Raw genomic sequence first — 18,475 nt, 5'->3', positions numbered from 1 at the left:
ACACTCTTCAGGCTCCGCCCATTTCACACTTCGAGGGTTTTATGGGTATCGCTGCCAGCGAACTGTGTCGATATGTGATCCGCCCGACGCTCCTCTACCTTGAGCGTCACAGCGCAACTGCGGAATCCTTGTTGCTGGGTATTGCCGCCAGCCAGTCCGCCCTGGGTTCAGCCCTGCATGATCGCCGCGGGCATGGCCTGTATCGCATTACCGAGCCCCGACACCAGGCACTCTGGGACCATTACCTGGCGCTGGACCCGGAACGAGCCAGCCTGGTACGCGGCCTGGCCAGCCAGCACGCCTTTCTCAGCGGCCCGCACCTGGAATTGACCGTCAACCTGCGCTATGCCACCGCCATTGCCTGGCTGCTGGTGGAGGAACAGAACACTCCGCTTCCTGAAGCCGATGACCTGCTTGGCATGGCCCGCATCTGGCGACAAACCTTTCACCCCCAAGGGCGCCTGCGAGATTTCACCTGCGCATGGCGAAGCTGTGTTTCACCCATGAATCAGGTCGCTTGCTGATGTGGAAATTTGGAAACTTCCTGCAACGGTCGCGAATCTGGTCGGATTGTCCTACAAAACCCCTCTAAATCAAGCGATACGGGCTATAGCGCTTGCACGAAAATGTTGGTAATTTTCGCCCCGGTGATCATCAGGAGTTCTAACAATGAAAAAAATCATGCTCAAAACCACCCTTGGCCTTGCCGTGACCTTGGCATCCACCCAACTTTTCGCCAGTGGCTTTGCCTTGAACGAACAAAGCATCAGTGGCATGGGCACTGGTTTCGCAGGTCGTTCTTCCGCTGCCGATGACGCCAGCACCGTGTTTGGCAACCCTGCCGGCATGTCGCGCCTCAAGCGCCAGCAAGTCACCGGTGGCTTCGCCGCCATTGATGCCTCCACCGATATCGACGATGCCAGCGGCACCAAGTCCGGCACTAACAAGGGCGACATGGTCCCGCTGACCGGCGTTCCGATGGGTTATTACGTCAAGCCTATCGATGATCAATGGGCATTCGGCCTGGGTGTCTACGCACCGTTTGGCTTGATCACCGATTATGAAAACGGCTTCCAGGGCGGCAACTTCGGTAGCAAGAGCGAAGTGAAGGTCGTCACGTTCCAGCCAACCGTCAGCTATGCCTTCAACGACAAGGTATCGATCGGTTTCGGCCCGACCATCAACCGTATTTCCGGCTCTCTGGAGTCGACGCTGAACACTCCGTTTTCAGCTAATGACGGCGACGTGAAGATCAAGGGCGACGACATTGGCTACGGCTACAACATTGGCGTGCTGGTCCAGGCGACCGACACCACTCGTGTCGGCCTGACCTACCACTCCAAGGTCAAGTACAAGCTTGAAGGCCACACTGAAGTGAGCCCTGGCGCCGGTACTCCTGCGGTACTTTTGAATAACGGGCGCTACGATGCCTCGCTGGACATCACCACACCTGAATCGGTGGACTTTTCGGTCACCCAAAAGCTCAATGATGCCTGGACCGTTTATGCGGGCAGCACCTGGACACGCTGGAGTCGCCTGAAAGAAATCACCGTGAATAACGAAGGGGTGACAACATCGGGTGGTGTGTTCGCTCCTGCCTTCCTCGGTACCATCACCGAAGAGCAAAACTGGCACGACACCTGGGCCTACGCCATCGGTACTTCCTACCAGTTGAACAAACAGTGGGTACTGCGTACCGGCCTGTCCTTCGACCAGGCACCGACCAACAACGCCGACCGCTCGCCACGCATCCCTACTGGCGACCGGACCATCTTCAGCCTCGGTGCCGGCTGGAGCCCGACCGACGACCTGACCATCGACGTGGCTTATTCCTACCTCAAGGAAGAAAAAGTCAACGTCAGCGGCAGCAACGCCCTCGGCCAGTCCTACAACGCCAAATATGAAAACAGCGCCAACGGTTTCGGTGTCGGTGCAACCTACCGCTTCTGATGTTTCACGGCGAACCTGAACCCCTCGCCACCTGAAGCGAAAAAAAGCCCCGCACTCTGCAAAGAGGCGGGGCTTTTTCGTGGCTGGCGATCAGGGTCTGGAAGCAATGGCCGCTTCCACCGCCTTGATGAAATCGGGATCGTCAGGCTTGATCCGGCTGGAAAAACTGCCTACGACATTGCCCTGGCGGTCCACCACATACTTGTAGAAATTCCATTTCGGCGCGCTGGATTGTTCAGCCAGGTGCCTGAACAACGGTATCGCATCCGCACCGCGCACCGGTTGAGGTTCGGTCATGGTGAAGGTCACGCCGTAATTGACGTAGCAGACCTTGGCGGTTTCAGCACCGTCCTTGGACTCCTGCTTGAAGTCATTGGACGGCACACCCAGCACTTGCAACCCTTGCTCCTTGTAGCGCTGGTTGAGCGCTTCGAGGCCTTTGAATTGCGGGGCGAACCCACAGAAGCTGGCAGTGTTGACCACCACCAGCGGCTTGCCGGCGAAGCGCTGGCACAAATCAATGGTTTCCTTGGCCCGCAGCTTGGGCAACGAACCTTCCAGCAACGGTGGGCAACCGGCGGCCCAGACTTGCCCGGTCACAGCCAGCAACAGGGCGGGAACAGCAAACCAACGCATCAACATGTCTATCTTCCTTAAAAGCACGTCAGACCACGACGTTACTCGCAGCGTCCGATGCCGTCCATTGTTCAGCAGTTGCCCATGCCCAGCTGCATCAAGGCCAACCCGCCCTGATGCCAACCCCACCAGGCGAACGCCAGCAGCAGGCCGGCACCGGCAGCGATCAACCACGGGCCGACACGACTCATGCTGCGCCGGCCTGGACTTGCAGGCGCGCCACCGGACGTTCACGTACTGGCCAGTTCAACGCCGCCGCCAACAGGCTGAGCAGGATCGACACCTGCCAGATCAAGTCATAGCTGCCGGTACGGTCGTACACCACCCCGCCCAACCAACCACCGAGGAACGAGCCCAACTGGTGGAACAGGAACACGATCCCACCCAACATAGAGAGATTTCGTACACCAAACAGGGTCGCCACCGTGCCGTTGGTCAACGGCACCGTCGACAGCCACAGAAAGCCCATCGCCATGCCGAACAGATACGCAGTGGTGGTGGTCACGGGCAGCCACAGGAACAAACCGATCACCACCGCCCGCACCAAGTACAACCCAGTCAGCAGGCGTGGCTTGGACATGCGCCCCCCCAGCCAGCCGGCGGTATAGGTGCCGAAGATATTGAACAACCCGACCAGGGCCAGCACGGTGGTGCCGACGCTGGCTGGCAGGTGTTGGTCCACCAGGTACGCCGGCAAATGCACGCCAATGAACACCACCTGGAACCCGCAAACGAAAAAGCCAATCGCCAGCAGCCAGAACCCGGAATGACTGCATGCCTCACGCAAGGCTTCGACCAGAGTTTGCTCATGGCCAGCGACCGGCAACGGCGCGTCCTTGAGCATGCTCACCAGCGGCACGATCAACGCCACCAGCAGCCCCAGCGCCAACAACGCCGCCGACCAACCGAGCCAACCGATCAGCCCCAGCGTACCGGGCAGCATGGCGAACTGGCCGAAGGAACCGGCGGCACTGGCGATACCCATGCCCATGCTGCGTTTTTCCGGCGGCACGGCCCGTCCGACCACACCCAGAATCACCGAAAACGACGTGCCCGACAGACCGATACCAATCAAAAGGCCCGCGCTCAACGACAAGGACCATGGCGAATCGGCCATGCCCATGAACACCAGGCCCACTGCGTACAGCACACCGCCGATCAGCACCACTTTCGCCGCACCGAAGCGGTCGGCCAGCGCGCCGGTGAACGGCTGCGCCAGGCCCCAGATCAGGTTCTGCAAGGCAATGGCGAAGGCGAATACCTCACGGCCCCAGCCGAACTCGGCACTCATGGGCGCCAGGAACAGGCCGAAGCCATGCCGTACGCCCAGGGACAACGCCAGGATCAGCGCGCTGCCCACCAGGACCCAACCACAGGTACGCCACATCGATGTCATTCTTGTTCTCCGGTCGCGGGTATATACCCACTTATTATCGAACGAACCGGCTTCACGCCAGTTCATCCAGCAAGGCCAGCAAGGTCGCACGCTTTTCGGCGCCCAGCTTATCGATCAGTTTCTGCTGCGCCGCTTCCCAGGCAGGCAACGCCGCCGCCAGCCGGGCCTGCCCCGTTTCAGTGAGCACGACGATGCGGTTACGCAGGTCGTCACCCTCGGCCAGCGCCACCAGCCCTTCGCCTTCCAGCACCCGCAGGTTACGACCCAGGGTGCTGCGGTCCAGGCCCATGGCCTCGGCCAGGGAAGAAATACTCGGCTGGTCCAGGCGCGCCAGGTTGCTCAGCAAAGAATACTGGGCAACGTTGATCCCGAAGCCGTCGAGGGCGCCGTCGTAATACCTGCTGACGCCACGGGCGGCACGACGCAGGTTGATGCACAGACATTGGGAAGGAAGCATGATGCGTGTATATACCCGCGACTGAATGAATGCAAATTTAAATGAACGCTGTCCTGCCAGCAAGATCCGGATTCAACTCAACGCCAACGCTACCAGAACGGCCATCTCCAGCAGTTCCAGCAAGGCGCCCGCCGTATCCCCGGTGCATCCTTGCAGCCTGCGCAGCATCATCCGTTGCAGCCCGATGAACACCAGCGCGGCAACCACCAGCGTCCACAGCCCGGTCCAGCCCAACAGCAGCAGGCTCCCCAACGCACAGGCCGCCAACACCTGCCAGCCCGAGCGTCGCGGCAGGTGATCGGCGAGCGCCTGGCCTAACCCACCGGCACGCACGTAAGGGGTGGTCAGGAACAGGCCGAGCAACGCGGCACGCCCCAGCACCGGCACGATGACCAAGGCCAACGTTTGTCCCTGCTCGATCAACGCCAGCAGCGCGGTGAATTTGAGCAGCAACACCAGCACCAGGGTGATCACTGCGATCGGCCCACTGCGCGGGTCTTTCATGATCAGCAGCGTGCGCTCGCGATCGCCAAAACCACCGAGCCAGGCATCGGCGCTGTCGGCCAGGCCATCGAGGTGCAGGCCGCCGCTGAGCAACACCCACGCGCTCAGCAACAGCGCAGCGTGCAGCAGCAACGGTGTACCCATCAGCAGTGCATTGAGCAGCCACAGCAAGGCGCCGAACAACAGCCCCACTACCGGATAGAACAACAACGAACGGCCCAGCTGTTCGGGCTCGGGCATGCCGGGCAGGCGCACCGGCAGGCTGCTGAGAAATTGCAAGGCGATCCAGAAGGGCAGCATCGTCAATCCGCCTCTTTGAGCACGGGCCCTGCCGACACAGCCAGGGAAAACAGCGCGCCATGGCCGACTTCGACATTGAGCAATTGCTCCCGAGGCAGACCCCGGGCCTGGGCCAGCAGCAGGCGCATCACGCCACCATGGCTGACCAGCAAGACCCGCTGACCGGCATAGGCCGAGTGCAGGTGTTCGACCGCCGCCAGCACGCGGCTGGAAAACGCCAGCATCGGCTCGCCTTCGGGGGGTGTGAAGGCATAGGGATCGGCCCAGAACTGGCCCAGTGCCTCGGCGTCGGTGTCCATCAGCGCTGCTGCGCTACGGCCTTCCCAGGCGCCGAAATGCAGCTCTTGCAGATCTTTGTCCAGCTGCACCGGCACGCCGAGTCGGGCACCAAGTTGCTCGGCGAAACGGGCGCAACGTTGCAACGGTGAACTCACCAGGCAATCCCAGGGCCCGCCTTGCTCGACTGCCGTGTGCATCTGCTCCCAGCCCCTGGCCGTCAAGGCATCGTCGAGGCTGCCGCGCAAGCCACCGCCCAGCTCGGTTTCGCCGTGACGCAGCAGGTCCAGGCGCAAGGTCATGCCGGGCGATCCGCCACGGCCGCTTCGGCGAACGTCGCCATTTGTCCATGAAGGTCACAGGCCAGGCGCAACAGTGGCACCGCCAACGCCGCACCACTGCCCTCGCCCAGGCGCAGGCCGAGGTCCAGCAGCGGTTCGGCGCCGAGGGTTTCCAGCACGTGGCGATGGCCCGGCTCGGCGCCGCGATGGCCGAACAGCAACCAGGGCCGGCACGCGGGATTGAGGCGCACCGCCACCAGGGCCGCGACGCTGCAGATGAAACCATCCACCAGCACGGCGACGCCCTGCTGGGCACAGGCCAGGTACGCACCGACCAACGCGGCGATTTCAAAACCGCCGAGGTTGAACAGGGTCTGCAACGGGTCGCTGCCCTGAACAGTGTGCAGCGCCAGGGCCCGTTCGATCACCTGGGCCTTGCGGCTGACACCCGCCGCGTCCAACCCCGTGCCCGGCCCGACCAGATGCGCCACCGGGCATTCGAGCAAGGCGCAGGCCAGGGCGCTGGCGGCCGTGGTGTTGCCGATGCCCATCTCGCCGCCAATGAACAAGTGCGTCCCGGCCGCGACCGCACGCGCCACGCTGTCGCGTCCGGCATGCAAGGCCTGCTCGCCCTGGCTCACCGTCATCGCCGGGCCCTGGGCAAAATTCGCCGTGCCCGGCCCGACGTTCAGGTGCCGTACGCCGGGCAGGTCCAGCGAAGGCGTGACGGTGCCCAGGTCCACCACTTCCAGCGACGCGCCCAGTTGCCGCGCCAGGACGCTGATGGCCGCGCCGCCGCTGACGAAGTTGAGCAGCATCTGCCCGGTGACCTCCTGGGGATAGGCCGATACGCCCTCGGCGACCACGCCATGGTCACCGGCGAAAATCGCGATCCATAGCCGCTCCAGGCTCGGTTTGACCTGCCCTTGCAGGCCCGCCAGTTGCACCGCCACCGACTCCAGCCGCCCCAGGGAGCCCGCTGGTTTGGTCAGTTGTTGCTGACGGGCCGTAGCCTGTTCCAGGGCCTGGGTATCGACGGGCTTGCACGGGTCCAGCCACCAGCAGTGATTCATAACGCAGTACCTTTGAGAGTCAGGGGCAGGCCGGCGACGGTCAGCACGACGCGCTGACAACGTTCGGCCAAGGCTTGATGCAGCCAACCGGCTTCATCGACGTAACGGCGAGTCAGCTCGCCCAGTGGCACGACACCCATGCCGGTCTCGTTGCTGACAAAAATGATCTCCCCGGGCAGCGCGGCCAGGCAGTCCAGCAGTGCTTCGCGTTCGGCGCTCAGTTGCTCGGGGTCGTCGAGCATCAGCAGGTTGGTCAGCCACAGGGTCAGGCAATCCACCAGCAGGCATTGCCCGTGGGCGGCGTTTTCCCGCAGCACCCGCGCCAGGGCCAGGGGTTCTTCCACCAGCGCCCATTGGGTCGGGCGCCGCGCGCGGTGTTGCACGACTCGCGCGTTCATCTCGCCATCCAGGGGTTGGCTGGTGGCGATGTAGGTCACTGGCAATTGGGTGTCTGTGGCGAGTTTTTCCGCCAGGCGACTCTTGCCGGAGCGGGCGCCGCCGAGGATCAGTTGCAGCATGGGTCATTACCTTTTATTTGGCGCTGTGGCGACTGGCCTCTTCGCGAGCAAGCTCGCTCCCACAAGGGGAGTTATGGTGTGCACGAATTCTGTGGTCATCAGACATCCAATGTGGGAGCGAGCTTGCTCGCGAAGGGGCCGGCACAGCCACCTCAAATCCCACAGAGTTCACGCAGCAACCGAGTATCCAAATGCCGCTCCACCAGATCCGCCAGCCGCTCGATGTCCCGCTCGCGCAACCCGTGGTAATCCACCGCCTGCACATCCTGCAACCCGGCCCAGCGCAACAACGCGCTACTGGCCGCCGGCGACTCAAAGAGCCCATGCAGGTAGGTGCCGAACACCTGCCCGTCGAGACTCTGGGCACCGTCGCAACGACCGTCCTCCAGATGCACCGCGGGGTTTTCCAGGGCCGGGCCGGTGGTCACGCCCGCGTGGATCTCATAGCCGCTGACCTCAGCCTCTTCCAAGGCCAGTCGCCCGCGCACATTGCGCAATTGCTTCTCGTGTTCCAGCGTCGTGTCGAAATCCAGCAGGCCCAGCCCGGCACTGGAACCGGCCGCGCCTTCGAGCCCCGACGGGTCGTGGACCTGCTGGCCGAGCATCTGCAAACCGCCGCAGATACCCAGCAGCTTGCCACCGTAGCGCAGGTGACGGTTGATCGCCGTTGCCCAACCGTTGGCGCGTAGATAGGCCAGGTCGCTGCGCACGCTTTTCGAACCGGGCAGGATGATCAGGTCAGCCGGCGGGATGGGCTGGCCGGGGCCGATGAATTGCAAGTCGACCTGCGGATGCAGGCGCAGTGGATCGAAATCGGTGTGGTTGCTGATGCGCGGCAACACCGGCACCACCACCTTGAGCACCTGCTCAGCCTTGGCGGTTTGGCGCTGGTCGAGGCCGTCCTCGGCTTCCAGGTGCAGGTCCATCACGTAGGGCAGCACGCCGATCACCGGTTTGCCAGTACGCGCTTCCAGCCAGTCCAGGCCCGGTTGCAGCAAGGCGATGTCGCCGCGAAAACGGTTGATGATGAAGCCCTTGACCCGCGCCTGTTCACTGGGCGAAAGCAGCTCCAGGGTGCCGACCAGATGGGCGAACACCCCGCCACGATTGATATCGGCGATCAGCAGCACCGGGCAATCCACCGCCTCGGCAAAGCCCATGTTGGCAATGTCACCAGCGCGCAGGTTGATCTCGGCCGGCGAGCCGGCGCCTTCCACCATCACCACCGGATAGGCCGCGCTCAAGCGCGCGTGGGAGGCCAGCACGGCTTGCATCGCGATGGCTTTGTAATCGTGATAGGCCACCGCATTCATGGTGGTCACGGCACGACCATGGATGATCACTTGGGCGCCGGTGTCGCTGTTGGGCTTGAGCAGCACCGGGTTCATGTCGGTGTGCGGTTCCAACCCCGCCGCCTGGGCCTGCACGGCCTGGGCGCGGCCGATTTCGCCGCCGTCGGCCGTCACGGCACTGTTGAGGGCCATGTTCTGCGGCTTGAACGGCACCACGCTCACATCTTGGCGCCGGACCCAGCGGCACAAAGCCGTGACCAAGGTACTTTTGCCGGCATCGGACGTGGTGCCCTGCACCATCACTGTGGTCATTGGGTGTCCTTGGCGTAGGCCTCTAAGGCCTGTTCGAGGCGCAGGAATTCGCTGTCGTCGGCCGGCAGTCCGAAGCGCAGGCTGCTGGTGTTGGTAAACAAGCGCAGGAGAATGCCGCGATGGGCCATGAAATCGTGAAGTCCCAGGGCGCGCTCGGTGACCAGCCATTGGAACAATCCGCAGCCACCTTGCGGCTTGAAGCCGTGGCGTTCGAGCATCAGCGCCAGGCGTTGACTGGTGGCTTCGCAGCGTTGGCGCTGGCGGGCGTGGGCGTCGGTGTCCAGCAGGCACGCCTGGCCCAGCACTCGGGTCGGCCCACTGACGACCCACGGCCCGACCTGTTCGGCGAGCAACTTGAGCAAGCGACGTTCGGCCAATACAAACCCCAGGCGAACCCCGGCCAGGCCAAAGAACTTGCCGAACGAGCGCAGCACGATCAACCCGACCAGATGGGTGTGCGCCGCCAGGCTCAACGCCGGCGTGACGTCCATGAAGGCTTCATCCACCACCAGCCAGCCACCGCGCTGGGCCAGGCGCGCATGCCAGTCCAGCAAGCGCTCGGGCGCAAGGCTCAGGCCCGTGGGATTGTTCGGATTGACCACCACCAGCACGTCGAGGCTGTCGAGAAAGAAATCCACCTCCGACTCCAGCACTTCGCGCACGATGTAGCCGCTGCGGCGCCAGGCTTCGGCGTGCTCGGCGTAACAGGGCGACAAGACACCGACCTTGCCGGCCCGGCGCAGGCGCGGCAACAGCTGGATGGCCATCTGCGAACCGGCCACCGGCAGCACATTCAGCGCGCCGTAATAATCGCAGGCCGCCTGCTCCAAGCCGTCATCGGTTTCCGGCAGGCGCGACCAGGCGCGCAGGGGAATCGCCGGGACGTCGAACGGCCAAGGCGCGAGTCCGCTGGACAAGTCGAGCCAATCAGCCTCGGCAATGCCGTATTGCCGGATTGCGTTGCGCAAACGGCCACCGTGCTCAAGCATAAAACTCAGCTCCCAGGCAGAGAATCAGCAGCCATAACCATACGCCGCGCTGGACCAATTGCCAGCCGCGATCAATGGCGTCGGCACTCGCCGGCACGCCTTCGCCCAGCGCTGGACGCTGGTGCAGTTCGCCGTGATAAACCGCCGCCCCGCCCAGCTCGACACCCAGCGCTCCGGCACCGGCGGCCATCACTGGTCCGGCGTTGGGGCTGTCCCAGGTCGGACCCTGGGTGCGCCAGCACTTGAGCGCCAGGCGGGTTTTACCGAGCAGCGCGTAGGTCAATGCCACCAGGCGCGCCGGAATGTAGTTGAGCCCATCATCGATTTTTGCCGCCGCCCAGCCGAAGCGCTCGAAGCGTTCGTTGCGATAGCCCCACATAGCGTCGAGGGTATTGCTCAGGCGGTACAACACCACCCCAGGAGCGCCGGCCACGGCGAACCAGAACAACGCGGCGAACACCGCGTCGCTGCCATTTTCCAGCACCGACTCGGTGGCGGCGCGGGCCACGGCGGCTTCATCCAGTTCCGCCGTTTCGCGGCTGACCAGGTAGCCGACACGCTTGCGCGCCTCCGCCAGGTCGCCGCTGCGCAAGGCCCGCGCCACCGGCTCGACATGTTCACCGAGGCTGCGCAGGCCGAGGGCACAGTACAAGGCGAGGATCTCCACCAGCCAGCCGACCATCGGCGCCCAGGACAGGGCCGTGGCGAGCAAGGTCAACGGCACCACGGCGATGATCCACGCCGTCACCCCATGGCTGCGCCAACCGCGTCCACCGGAATTGAAACGTTGTTCGATGCGATTGGCAAAGCCGCCGAATGCCATCAGCGGATGCCAGCGCCGGGGCTCGCCCAGCAGCGCATCCAGCGCCACGGCGGCGGCACTGAGCAACGCCACACTCATGGGCTCACTCCCCAATGGTTTTCATATAGCAGTTCATTGAGCGGGCGCGGTTGCGCCCAACCTTCCAGAGCGAGCATCGGCGCCGGATAAAAACCCTCGACCGGGCCCAGGCAGAGGATCGCCAGCGGCTTGGCCCCGGCGGGCAGGCCCAGCAGGTCGGCCAGGGCCTGGGGTTCGAACAGCGACACCCAGCCCATCCCCAGCCCTTCTGCGCGGGAAGCCAGCCACAGGTTCTGGATCGCGCAGGACAGCGAGGCCAGGTCCATTTCCGGCAAGGTCCGACGACCGAAGATGTGCCGCTCACGATCTTCCATCAACGCCGCCACCAGCACTTCGGCACAGTCGTCGATACCTTCGACCTTGAGCGTCATGAATTCATCGCTGCGCTCCCCCAGGGCCTCGGCGGTGCGAATGCGTTCCTGCTCCACCAGTTCGCGGATCTGCCCACGCAAGGCGCGGTCGCTGATGCGGATGAATCGCCACGGTTGCATCAGCCCGACGCTGGGGGCCTGGTGTGCGGCTTCCAGTAGACGGCGCAGCAAGGCCGGCTCAACCGTCCCGCCGCTGAAATGGCGCATGTCGCGACGCTCGGCGATGGCGCGGTAGATGGCGTCGCGTTCGGCCTGGGAGAAAGCGGTGTCTGTCATGGCCTCTTCGCGAGCAAGCTCGCTCCGACATTGGCTAGCGTTGCACTTGAGATCACTGGGTCCCCTGTGGGAGCGAGCTTGCTCGCGATAGCGGGCTCAGGATCCGGCGCAAACAACGCAGCAATCGCCTTGGGATTGGACGGAAAATAAAAATGCACATAGGAAGCCGTCATCCGCCCCTTACGGAAAACCGCTTCCGCCCCGCGCCCGCCGTTGGGGCTATGGCCACGGGCAATCGGTTCAAGTTCGGTGCTGGTCAGCGAATGATGATAGGTATGCCCACGCAAGGTGCCTTCCGGCAAGTCCACCGATTGCAACGCCAGGGCCGCCAGGCGTTTTTGCATCTGCGCATCACCCGCCAGCAAACCCAGCAGTTCGGCGCGCACGCCTTCAACGTCGGCCAATGAGTCCAGCAGATACAACATGCCGCCGCATTCGGCGAGCAACGGTTTATCGGCTGCGTGATGGGCACGGATCGCCGCGAGCATCGGCGCGTTCCCGGCAAGCGCAACATGGTGCAGTTCCGGATAACCGCCAGGCAGATAAAGGCTGTCCGCCTCGGGCAGTTCGCTGTCATGAATCGGCGAAAAGAAGCTCAACTGCGCGCCCATGGCCCGCAGCAGATCAAGGCTGGCGCCATAGGTGAAGGCAAACGCTTCGTCACGGGCCACGGCGATGCATACCCCAGCGAGCCACGGCTCAACGGCAATCACCTCGGGCGCGGCGAACTCCACCGCTGGCGGCAGCGCCACTTCACAACTGCCGGCCAGGGCCTGCGCGGCCGCGTCGAGGCGCACGTCCAAGTCGTTCAACTCGCTGGCCTGGACCAAACCGAGGTGACGACTGGGTAATTCGATGCCGGTTTCCCGGGACAGCGCGCCGTACCAGCGCAAGCCTTCGGTCAGGCTGCCTTCAAGCAACTGCGCGTGGCGCAAGGTGCCGACCCGGTTGGCCAAGACCCCGGCGAACGGCAGGTCGGGTTGATAACGCGCCAGGCCCAGGGCCAGGGCGCCGAAAGTCTGGGCCATGGCCGTGCCGTCGATCACCGCCAGCACCGGCACGCCAAAATGCCGCGCCAGATCGGCGCTCGACGGGGTGCCGTCGAACAGCCCCATCACCCCTTCGATCAGGATCAGGTCCGCTTCGGCAGAGGCTTCCCACAACAGTCGGCGACTTTCCTGCTCGCCGACCATCCACATGTCCAATTGATAGACCGGCGCGCCACTGGCCCGCTCCAGGATCATCGGGTCGAGGAAGTCCGGGCCACATTTGAATACGCGCACCTTGCGTCCCTGGTTGCGATGCAACCTGGCCAGCGCCGCGGTGACGGTGGTCTTGCCCTGGCCCGAGGCCGGCGCTGCGATCAGCACCGCCGGACAGTGGCGGCTGGTCATGGCGGGATCGCTCACAGTTCGACGCCTTTCTGCGCCTTGATACCCGCCTGGAACGCGTGCTTGATCATGCCCATTTCAGTCACGGTGTCGGCCAACTCGATCATCTCGGGCTTGGCGCCGCGACCGGTCACCACCACGTGCTGCATCGGTGGGCGGGCCTGCAGATCGCTCAGCACCTGATCGAGGTCGAGGTAACCGTGCTTGAGGGCAATGTTCAACTCGTCGAGCACCACCAGGCCGATGGACGGATCGCTGAGCAACTGACGCGATACGGCCCAGGCGGCTTCGGCGGCGGCGATGTCGCGCTGGCGATCCTGGGTTTCCCAGGTGAAGCCTTCGCCCATGACGTGAAAGCGCACCTGCTCCGGGAAGCGGCGGAAGAACAGTTCTTCACCGGTGCTGTTGCGCCCCTTGATGAACTGCACCACGCCGCATTGCATGCCGTGGCCCATGGACCGCGCAAGCATGCCGAACGCCGAGCTGCTCTTGCCCTTGCCGTTGCCCGTCAGCACCAGCAACAGGCCGCATTCATTCGGCGAGTTGGCGATGCGCTCGTCGATCACGGCTTTCTTGCGCAGCATGCGCGCCAGGTGGCGTTCGTTGCGATCAGACGTGTCGGTGAAGAGGGAGTCGGTCATGGGAAGCCTCCGTTTGGGATTGGATAACGGCGGGCGGGCACAAAAAAAGACGGCAACAAGCCTGGCATCGCCCACCGTGATGCCGTTGGATGAATCAGGCCGGTCTCCGGGCTCATGAGCGGCGTGGTGCCGGTCTGTGCGCCTTCCCATGTCTGCGACACAGTGGCTTGAGCACAGCGTTGACTCATTTACCGTTGCGGGGGCAGCGCCGGGTTCGTATGCACTCACCGGCTTCCCTGTTTCACTCTGTCGACCGCAGCCACAGAGCACCTGAAACAAGCGGCGAAGGTTAGAGGGTTGGGGGTGGAGCGTCAATTAAAGCCGCCTGTCGGGACGATCATTGGCGCCGATCAATAAAATGACGCCAATCTTGTGGGATTCTGCGGCAAGTGATATCAAAGCGACATTACGACCCGATATCACAAGAACAAGAGGGCAAAAGCATGCAAGGGATGATCATCAGCAATCCAAAACTGGAGTTTCTGCGTCCAGTGCTGGAACGTTGGTTTGACTGTATCGACCGCTATAACGCGGTGCGTGGCGATAACGACACGCCCTACTGGTTCGATGAAAAAGCCAACCTCGGCTTGCTGTCGGCCGCAGCCTGGATGGCTGAGATGGTCACACTGCAGAACGCCCCGACCCGCAAGCAGAATGAAGAAGGCGAACGCAACGTCAGCGCCGACCTGTTCATCGCCAGCACCGAGGAGCGCGCCTTCATCCAGGCCACCCAGCGCTGGCCCAAGGTCAACAACCTGAACCTGACCCAGCCGCTACTGGAAGCCACCAGCGATGCCAAGCGCATCAGCTATGCCAGCGACCTGAAGCTGGGCTGCCTGTTCGTCTCGCCGCAAAAAGCCCAGCAAAGCGCCACGCCCGAAGAATTGCAGGACATGATCGATGACCTGCAGAAGGAAAACACCTGCGCCGCGGCCTGGTACTTCCCTTACGCCTACCGCAAGTTGCGCAATGAAGCCGGTCATTACCATCCTGGCATTGCGGTGCTATTCAAACAGGCCCATGCTTGATTCATTCAACAAGGAACTGTGCAAGCAAGCTCCCAAAGGGAGCTTGCTTGCCTGGCTGACGGGGCCCACCCGCCGTTGAACCATCACGCGTCTACGCTCCTCTATGAATAACTACATGCATTCATAGGGAAGCCAGCATGCTCAAGCCACCCCACCTCCTGATCGTCGTCCTTGCCGCCGGACTTGTCGCTTGCGGCGAGTCGTCCACCTTGCAAGTGTCCGACGGCACCGGCCCAGCGCCGAAACTGCCCGAACCGAACAAGACCCTGATGCCCACCGTCAACATCGCCGAAGCCGTCGGCTGGCCGCAAGGCGCCAAGCCGACCCCGGCCCAGGGCCTGCAAGTGGGTGCATTCGCTGAAGGACTGGACCATCCGCGCTGGCTCTATGTGCTGCCCAATGGTGATGTGCTGGTGGCCGAAACCAACGCCCCACCCAAGCCGGACGACGCCAAAGGCATCCGGGGCTGGGTGATGAAAAAAGTCATGGGCCGCGCCGGCGCCGGCGTGCCCAGCCCCAATCGCATCACCCTGTTGCGCGACGCCAATCACGACGGCATCGCCGAAACCCGCACGGTGTTCCTGGAAAACCTCAACTCACCGTTCGGCATGACCCTGGTCGGCAATGACCTCTACGTGGCCGATACCGACCGATTGATCCGTTTCCCCTACAAGGACGGTGACACGCAAATCAAGGCGCAGCCGACCAAGGTCGTCGATCTGCCCGGGGGCACACTCAACCATCACTGGACCAAGAACGTGATTGCCAGCCGTGACGGCAGCAAGTTGTATGTCACCACCGGCTCGAACAGTAACGTCGCGGAAAACGGCATGGAGGCCGAAGAAGGTCGCGCCGCCATCTGGGAAGTGGACCGTGCCAGCGGAAATCACCGTATCTTCGCCTCGGGCTTGCGCAACCCTAACGGCCTGGCCTGGGAACCCCGCAGCGGCGCGCTCTGGACAGCGGTGAACGAGCGGGATGAGATCGGCAGCGACCTGGTGCCGGACTACATCACGTCGGTCAAGGACGGGGCCTTCTATGGCTGGCCCTACAGCTACTATGGGCAGAATGTCGATGTCCGGGTCGAACCACAGAACCCGGCCCTGGTGGCCAAGGCCATCGCCCCGGACTACGCCGTCGGCCCTCACACCGCCTCATTGGGGCTGACCTTCGCCGAGGGCAGCACCTTGCCTGCACCGTTTACCGAAGGGGCTTTCGTTGGCCAGCACGGCTCCTGGAACCGCAAGCCCCACAGTGGTTATAAAGTGATTTTCGTACCGTTCAACGGCGGCAAGCCGATGGGACAACCGGTGGATGTGCTGACCGGTTTCCTGAACGCCGACGAAAAAGCCCAGGGCCGACCAGTGGGCGTGGTGATCGACAAGCAGGGTGGCTTGTTGGTGGCCGATGATGTGGGGAACAAGATCTGGCGCGTGTCAGGTAAATAAGGCCGACACACCCCTTGTGACGAGGGGATTTACTCCTGACCTGTGGGAGCAAGACTTGCCCGCGATGAAGGCGATGCGGTCTTTCAGAGATCGAGGTGCCTGTTTCGCGAGCAAGCTTTGCTCCCACAGATCAGGGCAACAACAACTCAGGGGTTACGCGCCAGATGCTCCGGCTGCAGCACACGCTTGGCGCCCAGGTAAGCCCTCTGCCAATAGGCCTTGGACAGGCTATCGAGCTTGACCGTGCCTCCCGTGGCCGGCGCATGGACGAAACGGCCCTCACCGACATAGATCCCGGCATGGCTGACCTGGGAGCCACCATTGGTGGCGAAGAAGATCAAATCGCCGCTCTGCAAGGCTTCCTTGCCGACATCCGGGGCACGCATGCCAATCATCTCGCGGGTGGAACGTGGCAGGGAAATGCCGGCGGCATCGCGGTAGACATAGCCAATCAGGCCACTGCAATCGAAACCCGAATCCGGTGTGTTACCGCCCCAGCGATAAGGTGTGCCCACCAGGCCAAGCGCCCGGAAGAGCACATCTTCGGCGGCCGGGGAAAAGGGTTGCGCGGGAGCAAAGACCACCGGAGCTCGCACTGGAGCAGGCGGCGGCGGAGTGCGGCTGGCGCACGCGCTGAGCAGCGCGGCAAAAAACATGAGGGCGAGGCGGGCCGACGTCGACATATGCAGAACAATCCTGATCTGGATGCGGCTTTTCTGCCGTGGGCATGAAAACAAATCCGCCTGCGGAGTACGCAGGCGGATTGCCATCAATCAATGATCTAGGATTCTAGCGGCTATACGGCAAACTTCAAGTAAGACTTTAAGTTTGCCTTACAAACTGTGTGCTTACTTGCGAGCAGTGACCACCGTCGGTGCCATGGCGAGGGCGCGCTTGGCTTCGATGAAGGTCTTGCTCCAGTAGCTGTCGCCCAGGCTGTCGATCCGCACACCACCGCTGCGGCGGCTGCTGGAATGGATGAACTGGTTGTCGCCCAGGTAGATACCGGCGTGGCTGACACGACCGCGACGACCGTTGGTGCTGAAGAACAGCAGGTCACCGGGTTCCAGTTGGTTGCGAGCCACCAGAGGGGCATTCACGTTGATCATTTCGCGAGTGGAACGCGGCAGGTTCATGCCGGCCTCTTCGCGGAACAGATAACCGATGAAACCGCTGCAATCGAAGCCGGCTTCAGAGGTACCGCCAAAACGGTAGCGGGTACCGATCAACGACATACCGCGTTCCAGGATGCTGTCGGCCAGTACTGGAAGCTGGTAGGGCTTGCTGCCGGCGAAGGCTGCGAGCTCTTTGTCGGAGGCCATTTCTTCCTGGAACGCAACGGAGGAAGACTGGGCGGTAACGGAGTTCTTGACCTGTGGTTGTTGCTCTTGCTGGGACACTGGGGAGTGGGCAGCGCAACCAAACAACAGGGTAACGAGTGCGAGAGGCACGAGGGGTGCGAAGCGATTTAGCATGGGCACGACCGTGGCTGAAGTAGTAAAGATGGCGAGACTATGCCTTCTATCAACCTCATTTGCAAATTCAATCGATGCAAATGTGACTTCTCGGTTTTACGTTTACATCTAAGCGCTTAAGCCCATTTTGAACGTCACGTGGCCTGCAGCCCAGCAGGACCGCGGGTTTCGCCGTGTCCAGAGCAGGCCAAGAGCCACTACCTGCAACGGTTCTACCAGCCCAGGGTTTCTTTCAAAAAAGGAATAGTCAGCTTGCGCTGGGCCTGGAGTGAGGCCTGATCGAGGCGTTCGAGCAGTTCGAACAACGCGCTCATGCTGCGGGTACCGCGGGTGAGGATGAAATGCCCGACTTCGTCGGTCAGGTGCAGGCCACGCCGGGACGCGCGCAGCTGCAAGGCACGAAGTTTGTCTTCGTCGGAAAGCGGGCGCATCTGGAAAATCAGCGCCAGGGTGAGACGGGACTTGAGGTCCGCCAGCTTCACCGGCAGCTCCCGTGGCGACGTCGAGGCGGCGATCAGCAAGCGCCGACCGCTGTCACGCAACCGATTGAACAGGTGAAACAGCGCTTCTTCCCAGTCAGCCTTGCCGGCCACGGCCTGGAGATCGTCCAGGCAGACCAGTTCGTACTGCTCGAGGTTGTCGAGGATCTCAACGCCGCGATCGAGCAACTCGGCCAACGGCAGGTACACCGCAGGTTCGCCCAATTGCTCGAACCGCAGGCACGCGGCCTGCAACAGATGCGTGCGCCCTACCCCGTCCTTGCCCCACAGATAGATCAGGCTTTCGGTCCAGCCGGCGTCGGCTTCGCAAAGCCGCTCGACATAGCCGAGTGCAGCGGCATTGGCGCCTGGGTAGTAATTGATAAAGGTGGCGTCATCACGCAGACGCACACCTAGGGGCAGCTGAATCGGTTTCATGCTGACTGAACAGTTCCCAAGGAACCGTTAGTGGCCTCTGTGT

At 62.8% G+C, this 18,475-nt stretch carries 20 protein-coding genes and 1 riboswitch; of the genes, 4 read left to right on the top strand and 16 right to left on the bottom strand.

What is annotated here, in order from left to right; all coding sequences use genetic code 11:
- The first annotated feature begins 41 nt into the window (after positions 1 to 41).
- Both F7R20_RS30325 and F7R20_RS30320 read left to right on the top strand, forming a co-directional pair.
- On the top strand, positions 42 to 524 hold the full coding sequence (locus F7R20_RS30325; RefSeq protein ID WP_013694058.1) for a hypothetical protein: 483 nt from the start codon (positions 42 to 44) through the stop codon (positions 522 to 524).
- A 145-nt stretch (positions 525 to 669) separates the two neighbouring features.
- Positions 670 to 1,950, top strand: a complete 1,281-nt coding sequence (locus F7R20_RS30320) for an OmpP1/FadL family transporter (RefSeq protein ID WP_003204610.1) — start codon at positions 670 to 672, stop codon at positions 1,948 to 1,950.
- A gap of 90 nt (positions 1,951 to 2,040) precedes the next feature.
- Here F7R20_RS30320 and F7R20_RS30315 read toward each other — a convergent pair whose 3' ends face one another.
- The 13 genes from F7R20_RS30315 to cobO all read right to left on the bottom strand — a co-directional run bounded on the left by F7R20_RS30315 (position 2,041) and on the right by cobO (position 13,564).
- Complete coding sequence (locus F7R20_RS30315) at positions 2,041 to 2,592, bottom strand: glutathione peroxidase (RefSeq protein WP_003204612.1); 552 nt, start codon at positions 2,590 to 2,592, stop codon at positions 2,041 to 2,043.
- Between the two features lie 181 nt (positions 2,593 to 2,773).
- Positions 2,774 to 3,982, bottom strand: coding sequence for an MFS transporter (locus tag F7R20_RS30310; protein ID WP_003204616.1), 1,209 nt, complete (start codon positions 3,980 to 3,982; stop codon positions 2,774 to 2,776).
- Between the two features lie 52 nt (positions 3,983 to 4,034).
- Entirely contained in the window at positions 4,035 to 4,439 is a 405-nt protein-coding gene (locus F7R20_RS30305) for a MarR family winged helix-turn-helix transcriptional regulator (RefSeq protein ID WP_003204618.1), read from the bottom strand.
- A 72-nt stretch (positions 4,440 to 4,511) separates the two neighbouring features.
- A complete protein-coding gene (locus F7R20_RS30300; protein WP_003204621.1) occupies positions 4,512 to 5,243 on the bottom strand; it encodes an adenosylcobinamide-GDP ribazoletransferase in 732 nt (243 codons plus the stop codon).
- 2 nt (positions 5,244 to 5,245) lie between these two features.
- Positions 5,246 to 5,821 carry an alpha-ribazole phosphatase family protein gene (gene cobC, locus F7R20_RS30295; protein WP_003204623.1) on the bottom strand — a complete coding sequence of 192 codons (576 nt, stop codon included), beginning with the start codon at positions 5,819 to 5,821 and terminating at the stop codon, positions 5,246 to 5,248.
- Positions 5,818 to 6,873 carry a nicotinate-nucleotide--dimethylbenzimidazole phosphoribosyltransferase gene (cobT, locus tag F7R20_RS30290; RefSeq protein ID WP_003204626.1) on the bottom strand — a complete coding sequence of 352 codons (1,056 nt, stop codon included), beginning with the start codon at positions 6,871 to 6,873 and terminating at the stop codon, positions 5,818 to 5,820. The genes cobC and cobT overlap by 4 nt, the downstream gene beginning before the upstream one ends.
- Positions 6,870 to 7,391: a bifunctional adenosylcobinamide kinase/adenosylcobinamide-phosphate guanylyltransferase gene (gene cobU / locus F7R20_RS30285; protein ID WP_003204628.1), complete on the bottom strand. Its 522-nt coding sequence runs from the start codon at positions 7,389 to 7,391 to the stop codon at positions 6,870 to 6,872. Before cobU ends, cobT begins: the two co-directional genes overlap by 4 nt.
- A 152-nt stretch (positions 7,392 to 7,543) precedes the next feature.
- Positions 7,544 to 8,995: a cobyric acid synthase gene (locus F7R20_RS30280; RefSeq protein WP_003204630.1), complete on the bottom strand. Its 1,452-nt coding sequence runs from the start codon at positions 8,993 to 8,995 to the stop codon at positions 7,544 to 7,546.
- Positions 8,992 to 9,984: a threonine-phosphate decarboxylase CobD gene (cobD, locus tag F7R20_RS30275; RefSeq protein WP_003204633.1), complete on the bottom strand. Its 993-nt coding sequence runs from the start codon at positions 9,982 to 9,984 to the stop codon at positions 8,992 to 8,994. Before cobD ends, F7R20_RS30280 begins: the two co-directional genes overlap by 4 nt.
- Positions 9,977 to 10,885, bottom strand: a complete 909-nt coding sequence (cbiB, locus tag F7R20_RS30270) for an adenosylcobinamide-phosphate synthase CbiB (protein WP_003204636.1) — start codon at positions 10,883 to 10,885, stop codon at positions 9,977 to 9,979. The genes cobD and cbiB overlap by 8 nt, the downstream gene beginning before the upstream one ends.
- Positions 10,882 to 11,532, bottom strand: a complete 651-nt coding sequence (gene bluB / locus F7R20_RS30265) for a 5,6-dimethylbenzimidazole synthase (protein ID WP_003204638.1) — start codon at positions 11,530 to 11,532, stop codon at positions 10,882 to 10,884. The genes cbiB and bluB overlap by 4 nt, the downstream gene beginning before the upstream one ends.
- Entirely contained in the window at positions 11,529 to 12,926 is a 1,398-nt protein-coding gene (locus F7R20_RS30260; RefSeq protein ID WP_013694064.1) for a cobyrinate a,c-diamide synthase, read from the bottom strand. The genes bluB and F7R20_RS30260 overlap by 4 nt, the downstream gene beginning before the upstream one ends.
- A gap of 11 nt (positions 12,927 to 12,937) precedes the next feature.
- Complete coding sequence (gene cobO / locus F7R20_RS30255; protein ID WP_003204642.1) at positions 12,938 to 13,564, bottom strand: cob(I)yrinic acid a,c-diamide adenosyltransferase; 627 nt, start codon at positions 13,562 to 13,564, stop codon at positions 12,938 to 12,940.
- An 80-nt stretch (positions 13,565 to 13,644) separates the two neighbouring features.
- A riboswitch (cobalamin riboswitch) is annotated at positions 13,645 to 13,853 on the bottom strand.
- 154 nt (positions 13,854 to 14,007) lie between these two features.
- On the opposite strand from cobO, the gene F7R20_RS30250 reads away from it, so the two are divergent.
- Positions 14,008 to 14,592 (top strand): hypothetical protein, encoded by a 585-nt coding sequence (locus tag F7R20_RS30250; RefSeq protein ID WP_003204644.1) that lies wholly within the window; start codon positions 14,008 to 14,010, stop codon positions 14,590 to 14,592.
- Positions 14,593 to 14,729: 137 nt separating this feature from the next.
- The gene (locus F7R20_RS30245) at positions 14,730 to 16,040 is read left to right on the top strand and encodes a PQQ-dependent sugar dehydrogenase (RefSeq protein ID WP_003204646.1); all 1,311 of its coding nucleotides are present in this window, start codon (positions 14,730 to 14,732) and stop codon (positions 16,038 to 16,040) included.
- 146 nt (positions 16,041 to 16,186) lie between these two features.
- On the opposite strand, the gene F7R20_RS30235 is transcribed toward F7R20_RS30245, so the two are convergent.
- The 3 genes from F7R20_RS30235 to hda all read right to left on the bottom strand — a co-directional run bounded on the left by F7R20_RS30235 (position 16,187) and on the right by hda (position 18,432).
- Positions 16,187 to 16,723, bottom strand: coding sequence for a C40 family peptidase (locus tag F7R20_RS30235; protein WP_003204647.1), 537 nt, complete (start codon positions 16,721 to 16,723; stop codon positions 16,187 to 16,189).
- Positions 16,724 to 16,888: 165 nt separating this feature from the next.
- Positions 16,889 to 17,515 carry a C40 family peptidase gene (locus F7R20_RS30230; RefSeq protein WP_003204649.1) on the bottom strand — a complete coding sequence of 209 codons (627 nt, stop codon included), beginning with the start codon at positions 17,513 to 17,515 and terminating at the stop codon, positions 16,889 to 16,891.
- A 212-nt stretch (positions 17,516 to 17,727) separates the two neighbouring features.
- Positions 17,728 to 18,432, bottom strand: coding sequence for a DnaA regulatory inactivator Hda (gene hda / locus F7R20_RS30225; RefSeq protein WP_003178999.1), 705 nt, complete (start codon positions 18,430 to 18,432; stop codon positions 17,728 to 17,730).
- Between the last annotated feature and the right edge of the window lie 43 nt (positions 18,433 to 18,475).

The sequence above is a fragment of the Pseudomonas brassicacearum subsp. brassicacearum genome, assembly GCF_008801605.1.
GTDB lineage: Bacteria > Pseudomonadota > Gammaproteobacteria > Pseudomonadales > Pseudomonadaceae > Aquipseudomonas > Aquipseudomonas brassicacearum.
This window is presented reverse-complemented; position numbering and strand designations above follow the sequence as displayed.